This is a genomic window from Streptomyces sp. NPDC005728 (assembly GCF_040630895.1).
GTDB lineage: Bacteria > Actinomycetota > Actinomycetes > Streptomycetales > Streptomycetaceae > Streptomyces.
The window spans coordinates 61,751-80,214 of sequence record NZ_JBEXYL010000023.1; the positions used below are offsets into that span (position 1 = coordinate 61,751).

Annotated in this window: 14 protein-coding genes and 1 pseudogene; 8 read left to right on the forward strand and 7 right to left on the reverse strand. The window is 70.4% G+C overall.

The features are described 5' to 3' along the window. Nucleotides 1–41 precede the first annotated feature (41 nt). Together ABZ471_RS17895 and ABZ471_RS17900 are read right to left on the reverse strand one after the other, a co-directional pair. The gene (locus ABZ471_RS17895) at nucleotides 42–950 is read right to left on the reverse strand and encodes an ABC transporter permease (protein ID WP_359067514.1); all 909 of its coding nucleotides are present in this window, start codon (nucleotides 948–950) and stop codon (nucleotides 42–44) included. Continuing rightward, entirely contained in the window at nucleotides 940–1,902 is a 963-nt protein-coding gene (locus tag ABZ471_RS17900) for an ABC transporter ATP-binding protein (protein ID WP_359067610.1), read from the reverse strand. Before ABZ471_RS17900 ends, ABZ471_RS17895 begins: the two co-directional genes overlap by 11 nt. 240 nt (nucleotides 1,903–2,142) lie before the next feature. Here ABZ471_RS17900 and ABZ471_RS17905 point away from each other — a divergent pair, with 240 nt between their 5' ends. From ABZ471_RS17905 to ABZ471_RS17930, 6 genes are all read left to right on the forward strand, one after another. Next, the gene (locus ABZ471_RS17905; protein ID WP_359067516.1) at nucleotides 2,143–2,985 is read left to right on the forward strand and encodes a M24 family metallopeptidase; all 843 of its coding nucleotides are present in this window, start codon (nucleotides 2,143–2,145) and stop codon (nucleotides 2,983–2,985) included. A gap of 11 nt (nucleotides 2,986–2,996) precedes the next feature. Beyond that, the gene (locus ABZ471_RS17910) at nucleotides 2,997–4,748 is read left to right on the forward strand and encodes an SDR family oxidoreductase (protein ID WP_359067612.1); all 1,752 of its coding nucleotides are present in this window, start codon (nucleotides 2,997–2,999) and stop codon (nucleotides 4,746–4,748) included. 92 nt (nucleotides 4,749–4,840) lie between these two features. Next, nucleotides 4,841–5,788 carry a MerR family transcriptional regulator gene (locus ABZ471_RS17915; protein ID WP_359067518.1) on the forward strand — a complete coding sequence of 316 codons (948 nt, stop codon included), beginning with the start codon at nucleotides 4,841–4,843 and terminating at the stop codon, nucleotides 5,786–5,788. 122 nt (nucleotides 5,789–5,910) lie between these two features. Further along, the gene (locus ABZ471_RS17920) at nucleotides 5,911–6,459 is read left to right on the forward strand and encodes an RNA 2'-phosphotransferase (protein ID WP_359067520.1); all 549 of its coding nucleotides are present in this window, start codon (nucleotides 5,911–5,913) and stop codon (nucleotides 6,457–6,459) included. A gap of 111 nt (nucleotides 6,460–6,570) precedes the next feature. Further along, a complete protein-coding gene (locus ABZ471_RS17925) occupies nucleotides 6,571–7,473 on the forward strand; it encodes an LLM class flavin-dependent oxidoreductase (RefSeq protein ID WP_359067522.1) in 903 nt (300 codons plus the stop codon). Nucleotides 7,474–7,557: 84 nt separating this feature from the next. Beyond that, nucleotides 7,558–8,445 carry an HAD hydrolase family protein gene (locus ABZ471_RS17930; protein WP_359067524.1) on the forward strand — a complete coding sequence of 296 codons (888 nt, stop codon included), beginning with the start codon at nucleotides 7,558–7,560 and terminating at the stop codon, nucleotides 8,443–8,445. 43 nt (nucleotides 8,446–8,488) lie between these two features. Here the strand turns inward: ABZ471_RS17930 and ABZ471_RS17935 are convergent. The 4 genes and pseudogenes from ABZ471_RS17935 to ABZ471_RS17950 all read right to left on the reverse strand — a co-directional run. Further along, a pseudogene (locus ABZ471_RS17935) lies at nucleotides 8,489–8,761 on the reverse strand (ATP-binding protein); the annotation flags it as partial. 148 nt (nucleotides 8,762–8,909) lie between these two features. Further along, a complete protein-coding gene (gene cydD, locus ABZ471_RS17940) occupies nucleotides 8,910–12,422 on the reverse strand; it encodes a thiol reductant ABC exporter subunit CydD (protein ID WP_359067526.1) in 3,513 nt (1,170 codons plus the stop codon). 59 nt (nucleotides 12,423–12,481) lie between these two features. Beyond that, nucleotides 12,482–13,495, reverse strand: a complete 1,014-nt coding sequence (cydB, locus tag ABZ471_RS17945) for a cytochrome d ubiquinol oxidase subunit II (protein WP_359067528.1) — start codon at nucleotides 13,493–13,495, stop codon at nucleotides 12,482–12,484. A 15-nt stretch (nucleotides 13,496–13,510) separates the two neighbouring features. Then, on the reverse strand, nucleotides 13,511–15,019 hold the full coding sequence (locus tag ABZ471_RS17950; protein WP_359067530.1) for a cytochrome ubiquinol oxidase subunit I: 1,509 nt from the start codon (nucleotides 15,017–15,019) through the stop codon (nucleotides 13,511–13,513). 207 nt (nucleotides 15,020–15,226) lie between these two features. On the opposite strand from ABZ471_RS17950, the gene ABZ471_RS17955 reads away from it, so the two are divergent. Continuing rightward, entirely contained in the window at nucleotides 15,227–15,601 is a 375-nt protein-coding gene (locus tag ABZ471_RS17955) for a cyclophilin-like fold protein (protein ID WP_359067532.1), read from the forward strand. Nucleotides 15,602–15,658: 57 nt separating this feature from the next. On the opposite strand, the gene hisC is transcribed toward ABZ471_RS17955, so the two are convergent. Further along, the gene (hisC, locus tag ABZ471_RS17960) at nucleotides 15,659–16,738 is read right to left on the reverse strand and encodes a histidinol-phosphate transaminase (RefSeq protein ID WP_359067534.1); all 1,080 of its coding nucleotides are present in this window, start codon (nucleotides 16,736–16,738) and stop codon (nucleotides 15,659–15,661) included. 429 nt (nucleotides 16,739–17,167) lie between these two features. Between hisC and ABZ471_RS17965 the strand changes: the two genes are divergently transcribed. Then, nucleotides 17,168–18,280: a LacI family DNA-binding transcriptional regulator gene (locus tag ABZ471_RS17965; RefSeq protein WP_359067536.1), complete on the forward strand. Its 1,113-nt coding sequence runs from the start codon at nucleotides 17,168–17,170 to the stop codon at nucleotides 18,278–18,280. The last annotated feature ends 184 nt before the right edge of the window (nucleotides 18,281–18,464 follow it).

The following is an 18,464-nucleotide window of genomic DNA, read 5'->3' on the forward strand; positions in this document are numbered from 1 at the left end:
ATTCCTTGGAAGGGTGGTGGCGGGCGACGGGCTGGGCGTGGTCACAGGCCCACCTTCCGGTAGCGGCGCACGAGGAGGCCGTAGCTGGCGGCGATCAGGCCCAGGACGGCGAGCACGTAGATCACGCCCTCCCCGTTCGTGGGACCGATCGCGCCGGGGTACGCCGACGTCGCGCCGAGGAACGCGGACTGGACTCCGTCGATGAGCGTGACGGGCGAGAAGAGGCCGATCCAGGGGATGGCGTTGGTGTTGTTCTGCGTCTCGGCGATGGCCTGGAGCGTGGAGACCGCGCCGTAGGAGATCGTCATGACGGCGATGACGGCCGCGATGCCGAAACCGCGCCGCGGGGTCACCGCGGCGATGACCAGGCCGATACCGGCGAAGAGCAACGAGAGCAGTGCCACGGAGACGAGTCCCTGTGCGAATCCCTTGGTCTGGTGGGTGAAGTCGAGCTTGGCCAGCAGCGCGCCGATGTAGAGCACGAGCAGCGGGGCCGCGGTGAGGATGAACATCGCGGAGGCCAGCGCCGCGTACTTGGCGCGGACGTAGTCGGCGGTCTCGATCGGCCGCGAGAAGTACAGCGGCACGGTCTTGAAGCGCAGGTCGCGTGAGACGGACTGGGGAGCCTGCGAGGCGACGTACAGGCTGATGACGGCCTGCATGATGATCGCGTAGCGCGTGTAGTCGACCGGCAGGTCCTTCGCCTTCGTGGCGACCGCGACGGCGACCATGATGGCAGCCGGCACGCACATCACCACGAACAGCAGCATCGGCAGCACCTTGGACTTGACCGAGCGGCCGAGGCCGTAGGCGCCGCGCAGGGACTGCGAGTAGAGGGACCGGGTGGCGTAGGAACGGCCGAGGCGGGGGCCGTCGTAGGTGCGGTAGCCGATGTTGTGGATGCGGGTCTGGTCACCCGACGGTGCGGCTACGGGATGCTCAACTGCCATGGCCGACAGCCTCCTTCCGCTGCTCTTCCTCGCTCGTGAAGACCTCCGAGATGTGGTGCCGGCGCTGCTCCATGCGCACCAGGCCGAGGCCCAGGTCGGCGACGAGGTCACGCACCAGGTCGTACGTCTCCTCGCCCTGCGCGGTGAGCAGCAGGATGTGCCCGGCACCCGGGAGGCCGCTGCTGTCGTGGGTGTCCACCCCGCGCGCGTGGAGCGCCTCGCGCACCGCGCGGGTGCCGTCGGGGTGTTCGTCGCTGTCGGTGACCTCGATCGCGAGGGTGGTCGTGGTCTGGGTGAAGTCGGTGGTGGAGCTGGAGCGCAGCAGCTTGCCGCCGTCGACCACGACGACGTGGTCGCAGGTGCGCTCCAGTTCGCCCAGCAGGTGGGAGGTGACCAGGACCGAGATGCCGAAGTCGGTGTGGATACGGCGGATCAGGCCGAGCATCTCGTCGCGCCCGACCGGGTCGAGGCCGTTGGTCGGCTCGTCCAGGAAGACCAGCTGCGGGTCGTGCACCAGCGCCTGGGCGAGCTTCACGCGCTGCTTCATGCCGGTGGAGTAGCCGCCGATGGGGCGGTAGCGCTCCTCGTACAGGCCGACATGGCGCAGGGTGTCCGCGGTGCGCTCGCGCGCGGCGGTGGGCGGCAGGCCGGACATGCGTGCCATGTGGACGACGAACTCGGTGGCCGAGACGTCGGGAGGCAGGCAGTCGTGCTCCGGCATGTAGCCCACGCGCTCGCGGATGGCGGCGCCCTTGGTGGCGACGTCGAGGCCGAGCACCTCGGCGCGGCCCTCCGTGGCGGGGGACAGGCCCAGCAGAATCTTGATGAGGGTGGACTTGCCGGCGCCGTTGGCTCCGACGAGTCCGGTCACACCGGCTCCGATGTCCACGGACAGCCGGTCGAGCGCGGTCACCCGGGGGAACCGCTTGCTCAGGCTTTCGGTCGCGATCACAGTCACGCCATAGACGGTAGTGACGCAGACCACGCGGGGCGTCAGACCTCAGAGCCGTCTTCGCGTCAGTCTCGAGTAGTACGGGGCCCTAAGGGATCCCCTGCCTGAGAGTTATCCACAGTCGCTCACGCAGCGTCGTCCCCAGGCCTTGATCCCTCCTATTGACGTCGCCTCTAACAACTGTCACATTCACCAGTGTCAAGTTACGGACGCGTACCGCAGTCGACGGGACGGGGCGGCATGACGACGGCAGTGAGCAGCGAACTCTCCGTGGAGTTGCAGGGGTTCAAGCGGGTGCAGCGCCTCGCCTACGAGTGCGCGGAGGCAATCGCGGCACGCCTCGAACCGGGGGTGACCGAGCGCGAGGCGGCCCGGATGCAGCGCGAGTGGCTGCGCGAGCGGGGGGTGCGGGACTGGTTCCACCTGCCCTTCGCCTGGTTCGGTGACCGCACCGCGTTCGTGAACTTCCGCATACCGCTGCAGTTCTTCCCGACCGACCGCGCACTGGAGCCCGGGATGCCGTTCATCCTGGATATGGCCCCCGTGTACGAGGGATACACGGCCGACATCGGCTATGCGGGCTCCCTCGGCGTCAACCCGGTGCAGGACCGGCTGATGGCCGACCTGGAGGCGCACCGGGAGCTGCTGCTGCGCGAGGTGCGCGAGCGACGGCCGCTGCGCGAGATCTACGAGGACGTGGACCGCCTCATGGTCCGCCAGGGTTACGCCAACCGGCACCGGGCGTATCCGTTCGGCGTGATCGCCCACAAGGTGGACCGGGTGAAGCAGCGCCGCTGGTCGCCCCACCTGTTCGGGTTCGGCACCCAGTCCTTGAAGGGTCTGGCCGCCGACGCCCTGCACGGCCACCGCGAGGGCTGGTCGCCCCTGTGGTCGCCGTACCGCTTCTCCGACCACCCGCCGCAGCCGGGCCTGTGGGCGGTCGAACCCCACCTCGGCTTCCGGGGTACGGGCGCGAAGTTCGAGGAGATCCTGGTCGTCACCGACTCCCGGGACCCCGAGCAGAGCGCGTTCTGGCTGGACGACGATCTGCCGCACGTGCGGCGCTGGGCGGAGGCGAAGTGACGACACCTTCGATGCTGAGGGGTGCGCGTGAGCGCCGGGTGCGGACCGGCGGGGTCGAGCTGTGCGTGGCCGAGCTGGGCGACCCGGAGCAGCCGACCGTGGTGCTGGTGCACGGCTACCCGGACAGCAAGGAGGTCTGGTCGGAGGTCGCCGTCCGCCTCGCCGACCGCTTCCACGTCGTCCTGTACGACGTCCGGGGCCACGGCCGCTCCACGGCACCGCAGCCGCTGCGCGGCGGCTTCACCCTGGCCAAGCTCACGGACGACTTCCTGGCGGTCGCGGACGCGGTGAGCCCGGACCGCCCGGTACACGTGGTCGGCCACGACTGGGGCTCGGTGCAGTCCTGGGAGTTCGTCACGGTGGGCCGCACGGAGGGCCGCATCGCCTCCTTCACATCGATGTCCGGGCCGTCCCTGGACCACTTCGGGCACTGGATCAACGCGCGCGTGAAGCGCCCCACGCCCCGCCGGGTGGGCCAGCTCCTCGGCCAGGGCGCCAAGTCCTGGTACGTCTACCTGCTGCACACCCCCGCCCTGCCGGAACTGGCCTGGCGCGGCCCGCTCGGCAAGCGCTGGCCGAAGATCCTCCAGCGGACCGAGAAGGTCCCCGCCGGCGACTACCCGACCGCGTCCCTGCCCTCCGACGCCGCACACGGCGCCTGGCTGTACCGGGACAACGTCCGCGCCCGGCTGCGCAGGCCACGCCCCGACGCCTACGCGCACGCGCCCGTGCAGCTCATCACGCCTCTGGAGGACGCGTTCCTGTCGGAGCGCCTGTACGACGACCTGGAGCAGTGGGTGCCGCAGCTGACCCGCCGCACTCTCCCGGCCAAGCACTGGATCCCGCGCACGCGCCCCGATCAAGTGGCCACCTGGGTGGAGGAGTTCGTGACGAGCGTCGAGGGCGGGCGGCCGGAGCCCAAAGCGACCGGCCGCCACGCCGACCGGTTCGGCGGGCAGTTGGTGCTGGTCACCGGTGCGGGCAGTGGCATCGGCCGGGCCACGGCGTTCGCGTTCGCTGAGGCCGGCGCCCGCGTGGTGGCCGTCGACCGCGACGCCGAGGCCGCCGCCCGCACCGCCGAGCTGTCCCGGCTGATCGGCGCACCCGAGGCCTGGGCGGAGACGGCGGACGTCTCCGACGAACAGGCCATGGAGAAGCTCGCCGAGAAGGTGCACCGCGCGTACGGCGTGCTGGACGTGCTGGTCAACAACGCGGGGATCGGCCTGTCGGGCTCCTTCTTCTCCACCACGACCGACGACTGGCGCAAGGTCCTGGACGTCAACCTCTGGGGCGTGATCCATGGCTGCCGCCTCTTCGGGGCGCGCATGGCCGAGCGTGGCCAGGGCGGTCACATCGTCAACATCGCGTCGGCGGCCGCCTATCAGCCCTCCCGGGCGCTGCCCGCCTACAGCACCTCCAAGGCCGCGGTGCTGATGCTCTCCGAGTGCCTGCGCGCCGAACTGGCCTCGCAGGACATCGGGGTCACGGCGATCTGCCCCGGTTTCGTCAACACCAACATCACCTCCACGGCCCGCTTCACGGGTGTCGACGAGGCCGAGGAACGCCGCCGCCAGAAACACTCGGCCCGCCTGTACGGCCTGCGCAACTACCCACCGGAGAACGTCGCCAAGGCGGTCCTGGACGCGGTGACCCACAACAGGGCGGTGGTACCGGTGACGCCGGAGGCACGGGGCGCCCACCTCCTGTCACGGTTCATGCCGGGGGTGCTGAGGAGGATCGCGCGGGTGGAGCCGAAGCTGTGAGCAGGCTTTCCCGCCCGCGGGGCCACGAGCGCGGGTAAGCGAAGCCCACCCCGCCCAGCCCCGACTCCGGTCACCGGCCAAGGAACTCCCACATGACCGACCTCCCGCCCCAGAAGACCTACCGCATCGAAGACCTGGCCCACCAGACCCGCACCACCGTAAGAACCATCCGCGCCTACCAGGACAAAGGCCTCCTCCCCCGCCCGGAGCGCCTGGGCCGCGCCAACCTCTACTCCGACGTCCACCTCACCCGCCTCCACCAGATCAGCCAGCTCCTCGACCGCGGCTACACCCTCGCCTCGATCAAGGAACTCCTGGACGCCTGGGACACCGGCCGCGGCCTGGGCGGCGTCCTCGGCCTGGTCACCGAGGTGGAGGGGCCCTGGACCGATGAGGAACCGGCCCGCATCACCCGCACCGAACTGGACGCCCGCTTCGGTGGCGCCCCCGACGAGGACGCCGTGGCCGAGGCGGTCGAACTCGGCGTACTGGAACCGGTCGACGGCGACCCCGACACCTTCCTCGTACCGAGTCCCCAAGAGCTGTTCGTGGCCGCCGAGTTGCACGCGGCAGGAGTACCGCTGTCCGCGATCTCGGGCCATCTGCGGGAGTTGAGGGGCCAGGTGGAGCACATAGCCGCCCGTTTCCTGGAGTTCACGACCCAGTACGTCTTCGCCCGCTACCTCGACGATCCCATCCGGCGCACCGACGCCCACGCGGCGGAAGCGGCCTCACTGGTACGCCGCCTCCGCCCTCTGGCCCAGCAGACCGTGGATGCCGAACTGGCCCGCGCGATGCGCGTGTTCGCGGTCCAGCACCTGCGCACACGCCTCGGCACGGAGAAGCCCCCCGAGTCGCACAGCAGGACACGGTCCATCGACCTGCCGGCAGAGACGGTCAGTGCCGTGGAACGCCTTGTTGGCGACGGACAGACATCCACATTCATCGCACTGGCGGCCGAACGGGAGGTCAGAGCACGATCCTTGGACGACCTCGTCCCACCGAGGCGTCCCCACATCGATCTTGGCGAATCACCGTGAACCGCACTCCAGTTGTCCACAGATTCTTCAATTCCCCTGTGGATAACACCACTTGGCTGTGGACCAAACCCGGAAGCGAAAAATAACCTGCGTGATCCGCGTCTCTCCCGCACGCTGGAGGGATGGATGAAAGACGCACCGTGAAGGTGTCGAAGTACCTCTCGAAACACCTCCGCCACCAGCCCGAACGGATCGGCCTCACCCTCGACGCGGCCGGCTGGGTCGAGATCGACACCCTGATCGCCGCGGCCGCCGCACACGGATTCCGGTTCACCCGCGAGGAACTCGACCACGTGGTGGCCGCCAACGACAAGCAGCGCTTCGCGATCGAGGGCACGAGAATCCGCGCCAGCCAGGGCCACAGCATCGAGGTGGACCTCGGCCTGCCCCCGGCGACCCCGCCGCCGTACCTCTACCACGGCACCGTGGCCAGCAGTCTGGACGCGATCCGCGCCGCCGGCCTCCGGCCCATGAGCAGGCACGACGTCCATCTGTCGGCCGACCGCGAGACCGCGACCCGGGTCGGCGCGCGCCGGGGCCGCCCCGTCGTGCTCGCCGTGGACGCCGGCGCCATGCACCGCGACGGCCACGTCTTCCACGTCAGCGCGAACGGAGTGTGGCTCACCCGGGCGGTACCGCCCCGCTACCTGCGGTTTCCCGGCCCGCACTGATACCGGGGCCGGCCACCGCATCCCTGGCCTCCCTGCTCAGTCCGTGGCTCGGCAGGCACGTACAGCGACCGATTTCGGCCCGTGTCGGTGGGTCCCCGTACTCTCGGACGCATGAGTCTGCGTCTGAGCACCGTGATCCTGCCGTACCGCCGCTGGAGCGAGGGCGGCCGATCGGCCTGGGTGCGGGCCGAGCAGCTCGGCTTCCACACCGCGTACACCTACGACCACCTGTCCTGGCGCAGCTTCCGCGACGGCCCCTGGTTCGGTGCCGTACCGACGCTGACCGCCGCCGCGGCCGCCACCGACCGGCTCCGCCTCGGCACGCTGGTCACCTCCCCCAACTTCCGGCACCCGGTGACCCTCGCCAAGGAACTGGTCTCCCTGGACGACATCTCCGGCGGCCGCGTCACCCTGGGCATCGGCGCGGGCGGCACCGGCTTCGACGCGACCGCCCTCGGCCAGGAGCCGTGGACGCCGCGCGAGCGCGCCGACCGGTTCGCCGAGTTCGTACCGCTGCTCGACCGGCTGCTCACCGAGGACGCGGTGACGTACGAGGGCCGGTTCTACTCGGCAGACGAGGCGCGCAACATTCCCGGCTGCGTGCAGCGGCCCCGGCTGCCCTTCGCGGTGGCGGCCACCGGCCCGCGCGGCCTGAAGCTCGCCGCGCGGTACGGACAGGCGTGGGTGACCACCGGCGACCCGAAGCTGTACGAGAACGGCACCCCTGAGCAGTCGGTCGAGGCACTGCGGGGACAGCTGGAGAAGCTGTCCGAGGCGTGCGCGGCGGCCGACCGGGACGTGTCCACGCTGGACAAGGTCCTGCTCACCGGCTTCACCCCGGACCGCAGCCGGCCGCTCGCGTCGCTGGACGCCTTCGTGGACTTCGCCGGCCGCCACCAGGAGCTGGGCTTCACCGAGATCGTGATCCACTGGCCCATCCAGGACTCGGACTTCGCCGCGGACGAGAAGGTCTTCGAGCAGATCGCCATGGAGGCGCCCGCCCAGCTGGCGTGATCCGGCGCCGGACGTCGCCCGTCGGCCGTCTGTGATGTGTCGGTGGACTCATCTGTGCGGACTCCCGCACGACCGTGCTGGCATATGCGCGAGAATGGCGCGGTGACCTCAGCGACCAGACAGCCCGGGACCCCGGCCGCGGCCTTGCCGCCGCGGCTGATCGCCACCGACCTCGACGGCACTCTGCTGCGCGACGACAAGTCGGTCTCTCCGAGGACGGTCGCCGCGCTGGCCGCCGCCGAGTCTGCGGGCATCGAGGTCTTCTTCGTCACCGGCCGCCCGGCCCGCTGGATGGACGTCGTCAGCGACCACGTCCACGGCCACGGCCTGGCGATCTGCGGCAACGGCGCCGCCGTGGTCGACCTGCACGGCGGCCCCGGCGCCCACCGTTTCGTGAAGGTGCGCGAACTGGCCCGGGAGAACGCGCTGGACGCCGTACGGCTGCTGCGCGGCGCGGCGCCCGGCACGGTGTTCGCGGTCGAGCAGACGTACGGCTTCCACCAGGAGCCGGGCTACCCCAAGCTGCACATGGAGATACCGGACAACCTGCTGCCCGCCGAGGACCTCCTCGCGGCCGACGGCCCGGACGCCGACCAGCCCGTGCTCAAGATCCTCGCCTACCACCCCGACCTCGACCCGGATGCCTTCCTCGCCCTCGCCCGCCTCTCGGTCGGCGAGCGCGCCACCGTCACCCGCTCCAGCCCCAGCGCCCTGCTGGAACTCAGCGGCCCGGGCGTCTCCAAGGCCAGCACGCTCGCCCTGTGCTGTGCCGAGCGCGGCATCTCGCCCGAGGAGGTCGTCGCCTTCGGAGACATGCCCAACGACGTCGAGATGCTGACCTGGGCCGGTCAGTCGTACGCGATGGGCAACGCCCACCCGGACGTCGTCGCCGCCGCCTCGGGCCGTACGGTCGCCAACAACGAGGACGGCGTGGCCGTCGTGATCGAGCGGATGATCGCCGAACGCGTCTGATCCCGCTCGGCAACGTGGGGCTCCTGGCGGGCGGTTGCTGGCAAGGGGCCTCCCACACCACGGTCGTCCCGCCGCCGTTCTCTTCGATGCCCGGCCCGTGCCCGCTGTCGCCACCGAGGGACTCGGCACGCCGCTCGAGGTTCTTCAGGCCGCTGCGGCGGCCGCCCTCGGGGATGCCGACTCCGTCGTTCGCCACGGTCAGCCGCACGCCCGGCCGCCCGTCGGGCAGGGTCACGGTCGCGTCGACCACGACGTCGATCCGGGAGGCCCCGGCGTGCCGGAAGGCGTTCGACAGCGCCTCCCGCAGAGCCGCGATGGCCTCCAGCAACTTCGGCACCCGTAGGGCCGGCTCGGCGGGAGACGAGGGATCGGGACGGGGCACAGCGGACATACCCTGAGCCTAATTAGTCCCTTTTGTCGCAGAAGCTCAGGCAAGGCCCGGTGCCCACGCCGCCGCGCTCCTGTCACATCGCTCCTGTCACCGCCCCCACCAGGGACTCCGCCGCCGCCTCCCGCCGCGCCATGGCCCGCAGCGGCCCGTCCACGGCGGCCAGTTCCGCGTACGTCCCGCGCTGCACCACCCGGCCCGCATCGAGCACGACCACCTCGTCCACCGCGTCCAGCCCCGCCAGCCGATGGGTGATCAGCAGGGTCGTACGGCCCTCGGTGGCGGCCAGCAGATCCGTGGTGAGCGCGTCCGCCGTCGGCAGGTCCAAGTGCTCGGCGGGCTCGTCCAGGACGAGGACCGGGAAGTCGGCGAGCAGCGCACGAGCCAGCGCGAGGCGCTGGCGCTGCCCGCCGGACAGCCGCGCCCCGTGCTCACCGACGAGCGTGTCCAGGCCGTCGGGCAGCCCGTCCACCCAGTCCAGCAGCCGCGCCCGGGCCAGCGCGTCGCGCAGATCGTCCTCGGTGGCGTCCTTCCGGGCGAGCAGCAGGTTCTCGCGCACGGTGCTGTCGAAGAGGTGCGCGTCCTGGGCGCACAGCCCGACGAGCCGTCGTACGTCGTCGCCGGCCAGTGCGTACGTGTCGACACCGGCGAGCGTGTACGAACCCGCCCCGGGGTCGAGGAACCGCAGCAGCACCTGGGCGAGGGTCGTCTTGCCGGAGCCGGAAGGACCGACGACGGCGATCCGGCGGCCCTGCTCCAGCGTGAGGTCGAACCCTGCGAGCGCGTCCACGTGCTGCCCGGCGTGCCGGGCGGCCAAGCCCCTGACCACGACGGGGAAAGGTGAGGAGGGCGCCGGCCGGGGCCGCTCCGGCTCCCGTACGGGCTCCGGCGCGTCCAACACCTCGTACACGCGCTCGGCGCTCCGGCGCACCCGCTGCCGGTAACGCACGGCGAGCGGCAGTCCCAGTACGGCTTCGAAGGCGGCCAGCGGGGTGAGGACAACCACGGCCATCGCCACCCCGCCGAGCCGGCCCGCGGCCACCGCCTGGGCCCCGAGCAGCGCACTGGCCGTGACGGTCAGGCCGGAGATCAGCGCGGTGAGCCCGTCCCCGAGCGCGGTGACGGTGGCGGCGCGCGAGACGATCCGGGTGAGCGTGCCGTCGGCCTGCCGAGCCGCGGCCGTACGGGCCGGCATCGCGCCGGCGACAGTCAGCTCGGCGGTGCCGGTGAGCAGGTCGGCCACCCGCGTCGCGAGCACTCCCCGCGCGGGCGCCAGCCGTCGCTCGGCCCGCCGGGCCGCGGCCGCCGTGACCAGGGGAACACCGACACCGGCCGCGAGCAGCCCCACCGCGAGTGCGGCCCCTGCCTCGGGCAGCAGCCAGGCCGTGAAGGCGACCGAGCCGCTGGAGACGGCAACGGCGACGCCGGCGGGCAGCAGCCAGCGCAGCCAGTAGTCCTGGAGCGCGTCCACATCGGCGACCAGCCGGGTGAGCAGATCGCCGCGGCGGGCCGTCCGCAGCCCCGCGGGCGCCAGCCGCTCCAGCCGCCGGTAGACGGCGACCCGGGTGTCGGCCAGCATCCGCAGCACGGCGTCGTGCGACACCAGCCGCTCGGCGTAGCGGAAGACGGCCCGCCCGATCCCGAACGCCCGCGTGGCCGTCACGGCCACCATCAGATAGAGCACCGGCGGCTGTTGCGAGGCCCGCGAGATGAGCCAGCCGGACGTGGCCATCAGCCCGACGGCACTGCCGAGCGCCAGGCTCCCGAGCAGCAGCGCGAGGAGAAGCCTGCCGCGCCGTGGGCCGGCCAGGGCCCGCACCCGGGCCAGGACACGCCGCCGAGGAGCCGTGGCGGCGGTGTCCGGCTCGGCCCCGGCAGGGCCGCTCGCTTCGAGCGAGCGCGTCGCCGGGCTGTCGTCTCCGGCGGCCGTGGCGACAGGCGACCCGGCGACGGGCGACTCGGGGAGGTCCAGCCGCACCACCCGGTCCGCCACCTCCAGCAGTGCCGGCCGGTGTACCACCAGCAGCACCGTGCGGCCCGTCGCGAGGCGCCGCACCGCCGCCACGACCTCGGCCTCCGTCGCCCCGTCCAGAGCGGCCGTGGGCTCGTCCAGCAGCAGCAGGGGCCGGTCCGCGAGGAAGGCCCTGGCCAGCGCGAGCCGCTGCCGCTGGCCGGCGGACAGCCCGGCCCCGTCCTCGCCGAGCATCGTGCCGGCCCCCTCGGGCAGCGCGTCCACGAACTCCAGGGCGCCCGCGTCCCGCAGCGCCCGGCGTACGGAGGTGTCGTCCGCGTCGGGCCGGGCCAGTCGTACATTCTCCGCGATGGTCCCGGCGTACAGGTGCGGCCGCTGCGGCACCCAGGCGATCCGCGACCGCCACTCCTTGAGGTCGACGTCTGTGAGATCGGTTCTCCCGACCCGCACCTGGCCCTCCGTGGGCCGCACGAACCCCAGCACCACGTTGAGCAGCGTCGACTTGCCCGCGCCGCTCGGTCCGACGAGGGCCACGGTCTCTCCGGGCTCGACGGTGAAGGACGCGGCGGTCACGGCATCGGCCGACCGCCCCGGGTAGCGGACCGTCACGCCGTCGAAGGCCAGCGGACCCTCGGGCACCGCCACGGTCCCGGACGCCGGTACCGGCGTCTCGAGCACGGTGAAGATCTCCTCCGCCGCGGCGAGCCCCTCTGCCGCCGCGTGGTACTGCGCCCCCACCTGCCGCAGCGGCAGATACGCCTCGGGCGCCAACACCAGGATCACCAGGCCGATGTACAGGTCCATGTCGCCGTGCACCAGGCGCATGCCGATCGTCACGGCGACCAGCGCGACCGACAGCGTGGCCAGCAACTCCAGGGCGAACGAGGAGAGGAAGGCGATCCGCAGGGTCCGCAGGGTGGCCTGGCGGTACTCGCCGGTGATCCTTCGGATGGACTCGGCCTGCGCCTTGGCCCGGCCGAACACCTTCAGCGTAGGCAACCCGGCGACCACGTCCAGGAAGTGCCCGGACAGCCGGGACAGCAGCCGCCACTGACGGTCCATCCGGGACTGGGTGGCCCAGCCGATCAGCATCATGAAGAGAGGGATGAGCGGCAGAGTGCCGACGATGATCGCCGCCGACACCCAGTCCTCGGTGACGATCCGCGCCAGCACGGCCACCGGGACGACCACCGCGAGCCCCAACTGCGGCAGATAGCGCGAGAAATAGTCGTCCAGGGCATCGACCCCACGTGTGGCCAGGGTGACCAGCGAACCGGTCCGCTGCCCGCTGAGCCATCCGGGGCCGAGCTGAGCCGCACGCTCCAGCAGCCGCCCCCGCAGCTCCGACTTCACGGCCGCGCTCGCACGGTGTGCCGCGAGTTCGGTGAGCCAGGCGACGACCGATCGACCCGCGGCCACCGCCGCCAACAGCAGCAGGGGAGTGCGCAGTTCAGCGACGGACTGCCCGTGCTGGAACGCTCCGACCACCACCTCGGCGATGAGCATCGCCTGGGCGATGACCAGCCCCGCGCCGGCGACCCCCAGACCGACGACCGCCATCAGGAAGAAGCGGGTGGCGCGGGCGTATCGCAGGAGACGTGGATCGATCGGTTTCACGTGAAACATGCCCTTCGGCCCAGAGGGTGTGTTTCACGTGAAACACACCCTCACCGGACTCAGTGTGCGGCGGCAGCGTCAGGAGCGATGTGCTGCGTGCCGATGCGCTTGCGGAACACCCAGTAGGTCCAGCTCTGGTACAGCAGGACGAGCGGCGTGGCGATGGCGGCGCACCACGTCATGATCTTCAGGGTGTAGGGGCTCGACGAGGCGTTGGTGACCGTGAGGCTCCAGTCCGCGTCGAGCGTGGACGGCATGACGTTCGGGAAGAGCGACAGGAAGAGCATCGCCACGGACGCCACGATGGTCACGCCGGACAGCGCGAACGACCACCCCTCGCGCCCTACCTGATTGGCCACCAGAGCCGCCACCAGCGCGGCGACTGCCACGATCAGGGCCACCAGGCTCTTGCCGTCCCCGCTGTCGGCCTGCGTCCACAGCAGGAAGGCGAGAGCCAGGGCAGCCGTGACGAGACCGACCCACAGCGCCAGCTTCCGTGCCCGCAGTCGGATGTCCCCCACGGTCTTCAGCGCGGTGAACACCGCTCCGTGGAAAGTGAACAGGGTCAGCGTCACCAGGCCGCCGAGCAGGGCGTACGAGTTGAACAGGTCCCCGAGGGTGCCGACGTACTCGAAGTGCTGGTCGATCTTCACACCCCGCACGATGTTCCCGAAGGCCACGCCCCACAGGAACGCCGGGATGAGCGAGGTCCAGAAGATGGCCGTCTCCCAGTTGCGCTGCCAGTTCTCCTCAGGCCGCTTCGCCCGGTACTCGAAGGCAACGCCCCGGACGATCAGGCAGACCAGGATGACCAGCAGGGGCAGGTAGAAGCCGGAGAAGAGGGTGGCGTACCACTCCGGGAAGGCGGCGAAGGTCGCACCGCCCGCGGTGAGCAGCCACACCTCGTTGCCGTCCCAGACGGGCCCGATGGTGTTGATCAGCACCCGGCGCTCGGGCCGGTTCCGGGCGAGCAGCTTGGTGAGGATGCCGACCCCGAAGTCGAAGCCCTCCAGGAAGAAGTAGCCGGTCCACAGGACGGCGATCAGGACGAACCAGACGTCGTGAAGTTCCATGACTGTTCCCTCGGCCTAGTACGAGAAGGCCATCGGCTTGTCGGCGTCACGAGTGTCGCCGCCGATCTTCGTGGGCGGGTTGAGGTCGGCCTCGGTCAGTTCGGGCGGGCCTGCCTTGACGTACTTCGCGAGCAGTTTGACCTCGATGACGGCGAGGATCGCGTACAGCGTGGTGAAGACGATCATCGAGGTGAGGACCTCGCCCTGGGAGACGCCGGGGGAGACCGCGTCCCGGGTCTGCAGGACGCCGTAGACGACCCACGGCTGACGGCCCATCTCGGTGAAGATCCAGCCCCAGGAGTTGGCGACCAGGGGGAAGGCCAGGGTCCAGATCGCGATGCGCCAGTACCAGGTGGTCAGCTTCGCGCCGAGCGCCTTGTTCTTGAACAGCACCAAGTGCGGCACCTCGTCGTCACCGACCCTCAGGTGCTGCGGCAGCATGAACTTCTTCCGGGTCAGCCACAGTCCGGCGAGCCCGATGGTGAAGGAGGCCATGCCGAAGCCGATCATCCAGCGGAAGCCCCAGAAGGCAACCGGGATGTTGGGCCGGTAGTCGCCGGGCCCGAACTTCTGCTGCTCGGCCTTGTTGACGTCGTTGATTCCGGGCACGTACGAGGTGAAGTTGTCGTCGGCCAGGAACGACAGCAGGCCCGGGATCTCTATGGCCACGGTGTTGTGGCCCTTCTCGACGTCGCCGTAGGCGAAGATCGAGAACGGCGCCGGCTTCTGGCCGTCCCACAGCGCCTCGGCAGCCGCCATCTTCATCGGCTGCTGCTTGAACATGACCTTACCGAGCACGTCACCACTGACCGCGGTGAGCAGACCGGCGATGGCCACGGTGATCAGGCCGAGCCGCAGCGAGGTCTTCATCTCGCGGATGTGCTTCTTGCGGGACAGATGGAAGGCGGCGATGCCCACCATGAAGGCGCCGCCCGTCAGGAAGGCCGCGGAGAGGGTGTGGAAGGCCTGGCTGAGCGCGGTGTTCTGGGTCAGCACGGCCCAGAAGTCGGTCAGCTCGGCACGCCCCTTCGCCTTGTCGATCTTGTAGCCGACGGGGTGCTGCATCCAGGAGTTGGCCGCGAGGATGAAGTACGCCGACAGGATCGTGCCGATCGAGACCATCCAGATGCAGGCCAGGTGGATCTTCTTGGGCAGCTTGTCCCAGCCGAAGATCCACAGGCCGATGAAGGTGGACTCGAAGAAGAACGCGATCAGGGCCTCGAAGGCGAGCGGGGCGCCGAAGATGTCACCGACGAAGCGCGAGTAGTCCGACCAGTTCATACCGAACTGGAACTCCTGCACGATGCCGGTGACCACACCCATCGCGATGTTGATCAGGAAGAGCTTGCCCCAGAACTTTGTCGCACGAAGGTACTTCTCCTTCTCCGTGCGCACCCAGGCCGTCTGAAGCCCGGCGGTGAGGGCGGCCAGGGAGATCGTCAGCGGGACGAACAGGAAGTGGTAGACGGTGGTGATGCCGAACTGCCAGCGCGCCAACGTCTCCGGCGCCAAAGCCAAATCCACGTCGTCAGCTCCTTACTTCGCCGCGGTAGCGGCTGTTTGCCCCTTTTGTCACGCACAACACGGGAGCAAGTGGGACACGCTTGTGAACGCGTTCACATTCACAAGCCATTATGACGCACTGATTTTCGGCGATCGAAGGGGGGTCCCCCCTCTGCCGTCGAGTCGGGGCCTTGGCAGCGACTTCAACATATTGTTGAATTGCCCGCCATGCAGATACGCATTTCCTGGCCCGCGGGCAACGCCACCGCGACCCTCGACGACACACCGACCACCCTGGCCCTCGGCAAGGCCCTGCCGCTCACCTCCACCGCCCGCACCTGGGGCGAGGAGGTCTACTTCGACACAGGCGTCTCCGTTTCACGTGAAACGGATGCCCGACAGGTCGTGGAGCGCGGCACAGTGGCCTTCTGGACGGACGGCGACGCCCTCGCGCTCCCCTACGGCCGGACGCCGATCTCACGCGGCAACGAGTGCCGCCTCGCGAGCCCGTGCAACGTCCTCGGACGCCTGGACGGGGACGCCGCTGTCCTCGCGACCGTGCGGGATGGCGACCCCGTACGCGTGGAGCTGATCGACGAGTAGGGCCCCGCACAAGGCGAGGCCCCTTCGTATCCGCTTCGGCACTCGTGCGGAGACCTCTCAGATCTCCTTGTGGAACGCTTCCGTCACCTTCAGGAAGATGTCGTTCGCCTCGGTTTCCCCGATCGTCACCCGCACACCCTCGCCCGGGAACGGCCGGACCACCACACCGTGCTCCTCGCACGCCGCCGCGAACGCGGCCGTGCGCTCACCCAGCCGCAGCCACACGAAGTTGGCCTGGGACTCCGGCACCGTCCACCCCTGGGCGCGCAGCGTGTCGACCACACGCGTGCGCTCACACACCAGCGAGCCGACCCGGCCCAGCAGTTCGTCCTCGGCACGCAGCGAGGCAATCGCCGCCTCCTGCGCGAGCTGGCTGACACCGAAGGGCACCGCCGTCTTGCGCAGGGCCGCCGCCACCGGCTCATGTCCGATCGCAAAGCCGACACGCAGCCCGGCGAGGCCGTACGCCTTGGAAAACGTGCGCAGGACACAGACATTGGGCCGCTTCCGGTACAGCTCGACCCCGTCGGGCACCTCGGGGTCGCGGATGAACTCGCGGTAGGCCTCATCCAGCACCACCAGCACATCGCCGGGCACCCGGTCGAGGAATCGCTCCAGCTCGGCGCGCCGCACCACCGTGCCGGTCGGGTTGTTGGGGTTGCAGACGAAAATCAGACGAGTCCGGTCGGTGATCGCATCCGCCATCGCGTCCAGGTCGTGCACATCGCCCGGCGTGAGCGGCACCCGAACCGACCGGGCGCCGCTGATCTGCGTGATGATCGGGTACGCCTCGAAGGAGCGCCAGGCGTAGATCACCTCGTCGCCGGGCCCGCTGGTGGCCTGGATCAGCTGCTGGGCGACACCCACCGAGCCGGTGCCGGTGGCCAGGTGGGAGAGCGGGACACCGAAGCGCTCCGACAGCTCGTTCATCAGCCCCGTACAGGCCATGTCCGGGTAGCGGTTGAAGTTGGAGGCAGCCGCCGTCACGCTCTCCATCACACCGGGCAGCGGCGGATACGGGTTCTCGTTGGAGGACAGCTTGTAGGCGACCGGCCCGCCGGCCGCTGCGGGCTTGCCCGGCTTGTAGGTGGGGATACCCTCCAGCTCGGCGCGCAGCTTGGGGCTCGTCTCGCTCACCGCATTCCTCCTCGCGACCACCGGCGGACCGTCGACGCCGCCGGCTTCCAATACTGCTCACCTTATGAGGATTCGGCGCCCCTGCGAACAGATGCGGGACAGCAAGACGCGAACCTCATCCGTCACACAGGCATCAGGGGCACCAACAGACGAAGGCGTACGTATCGGGGGGCGCGCCGCACATATATCTATGCGCCGGTGGCTCGCGCCGTGGCGCGCATCACCCGTGAAGGTGAGTTGAGACCTCTTCGAAACATCGGACACTTGGCAGGCCCATGCGCGTCGACAAGACACGTCTTGCCATGGGAACGCTCAACTGACTTGTTTTCTAAAGTAGTTGACCCGTTATGACCATGCAGAAACGTGCCTGTCAACGCGTGCATATGCGTCCGCACTACCCCACCGCATGAGCCCTACTATCGGCTCGCCATGACAGCAGCAGGGAAGCACCAGGTGAGCCGCGCGGAAACCTCACGTCGAGGCAGTCGGCCGGGCCGAGCGGGCATCAGAGACGTTGCCGCCGCCGCCGGGGTCTCCATCACGACCGTCTCCGATGCCCTCAACGGCAAGGGTCGGCTCCCGGATGCCACCCGGCGCCATGTCCGCGAGGTCGCCGACCGGCTGGGGTATCGCCCCTCGGCCGCCGCCCGCACCCTCCGTACCGGCAAGTCGGGGCTGATCGGCCTGACCGTGACGACGTACGGGGATGAACCCTTCACCTTCACGGAGTTCGCGTACTTCGCCGAGATGGCACGGGCCGCCACCTCGGCCGCGCTCGCCCGCGGCTACGCCCTGGTCATCCTGCCCGCGACCTCCCGCCACGACGTGTGGTCCAACGTGGCCCTGGACGGCACGGTCGTCATCGATCCCTCCGACCAGGACCCGGTCGTCAGCGAACTCGTGCGGCAGGGCCTGCCGGTCGTCTCCGACGGCCGCCCTGCGGGCGCGCTCCCGGTCACCGCCTGGGTCGACAACGACCACGAGGCCGCCGTCCTCGGCATCCTCGACCACCTCGCCGACGCGGGCGCCCGCCGGATCGGCCTGCTCACGGGCACGACGACGGACACGTACACCCATCTGTCGACGACGGCCTACCTGCGCTGGTGCGAGCGCGTCGGCCAGGACCCGGTCTACGAGGCCTACCCGGCGCACGACCCGTGCGCGGGCGCCGTCGCCGCCGACCGGCTGCTCGCCCGCCCCGACCGCCCGGACGCCGTCTACGGCCTGTTCGACCCCAACGGCACCGACCTGCTCGCCGCCGCCCGCCGCTACGGCCTGCGCGTCCCGGACGACCTGCTGCTGGTGTGCTGCAGCGAGTCCACGGTGTACGCCAACACCGAGCCGCCCATCACCACGCTCTCCCTGAAGCCGCGCCGGATCGGCACCGCGGTGGTCCAGCTCCTCATCGACGCCATCGAGGGGGTCGAGTCGGACCAGCCCGTCGAGCAGGTGATACCGACCGAGCTGATCGTGCGCACCTCGTCCCAGCGGCGTCCCCCGCGCACGACCGTCAGCCCGCCGCGGACCCCGGAAGAGGGATAGCGGAGCCGGCGCGGGGCGGGGCACCCAGGGGTCGTACTACGGCCGCCTGCCGGGCACCGCCCGATCGCCCACCGCACGGCGGCCCGACCGCACCTTCCGGTTGGCCGGCCCGCCGACGAGGGCTCGGCTCCGTCAAGGCGCACGGCTCGACGCGTCCCCAAACGGGTCAGCCGACCCGCAGCCG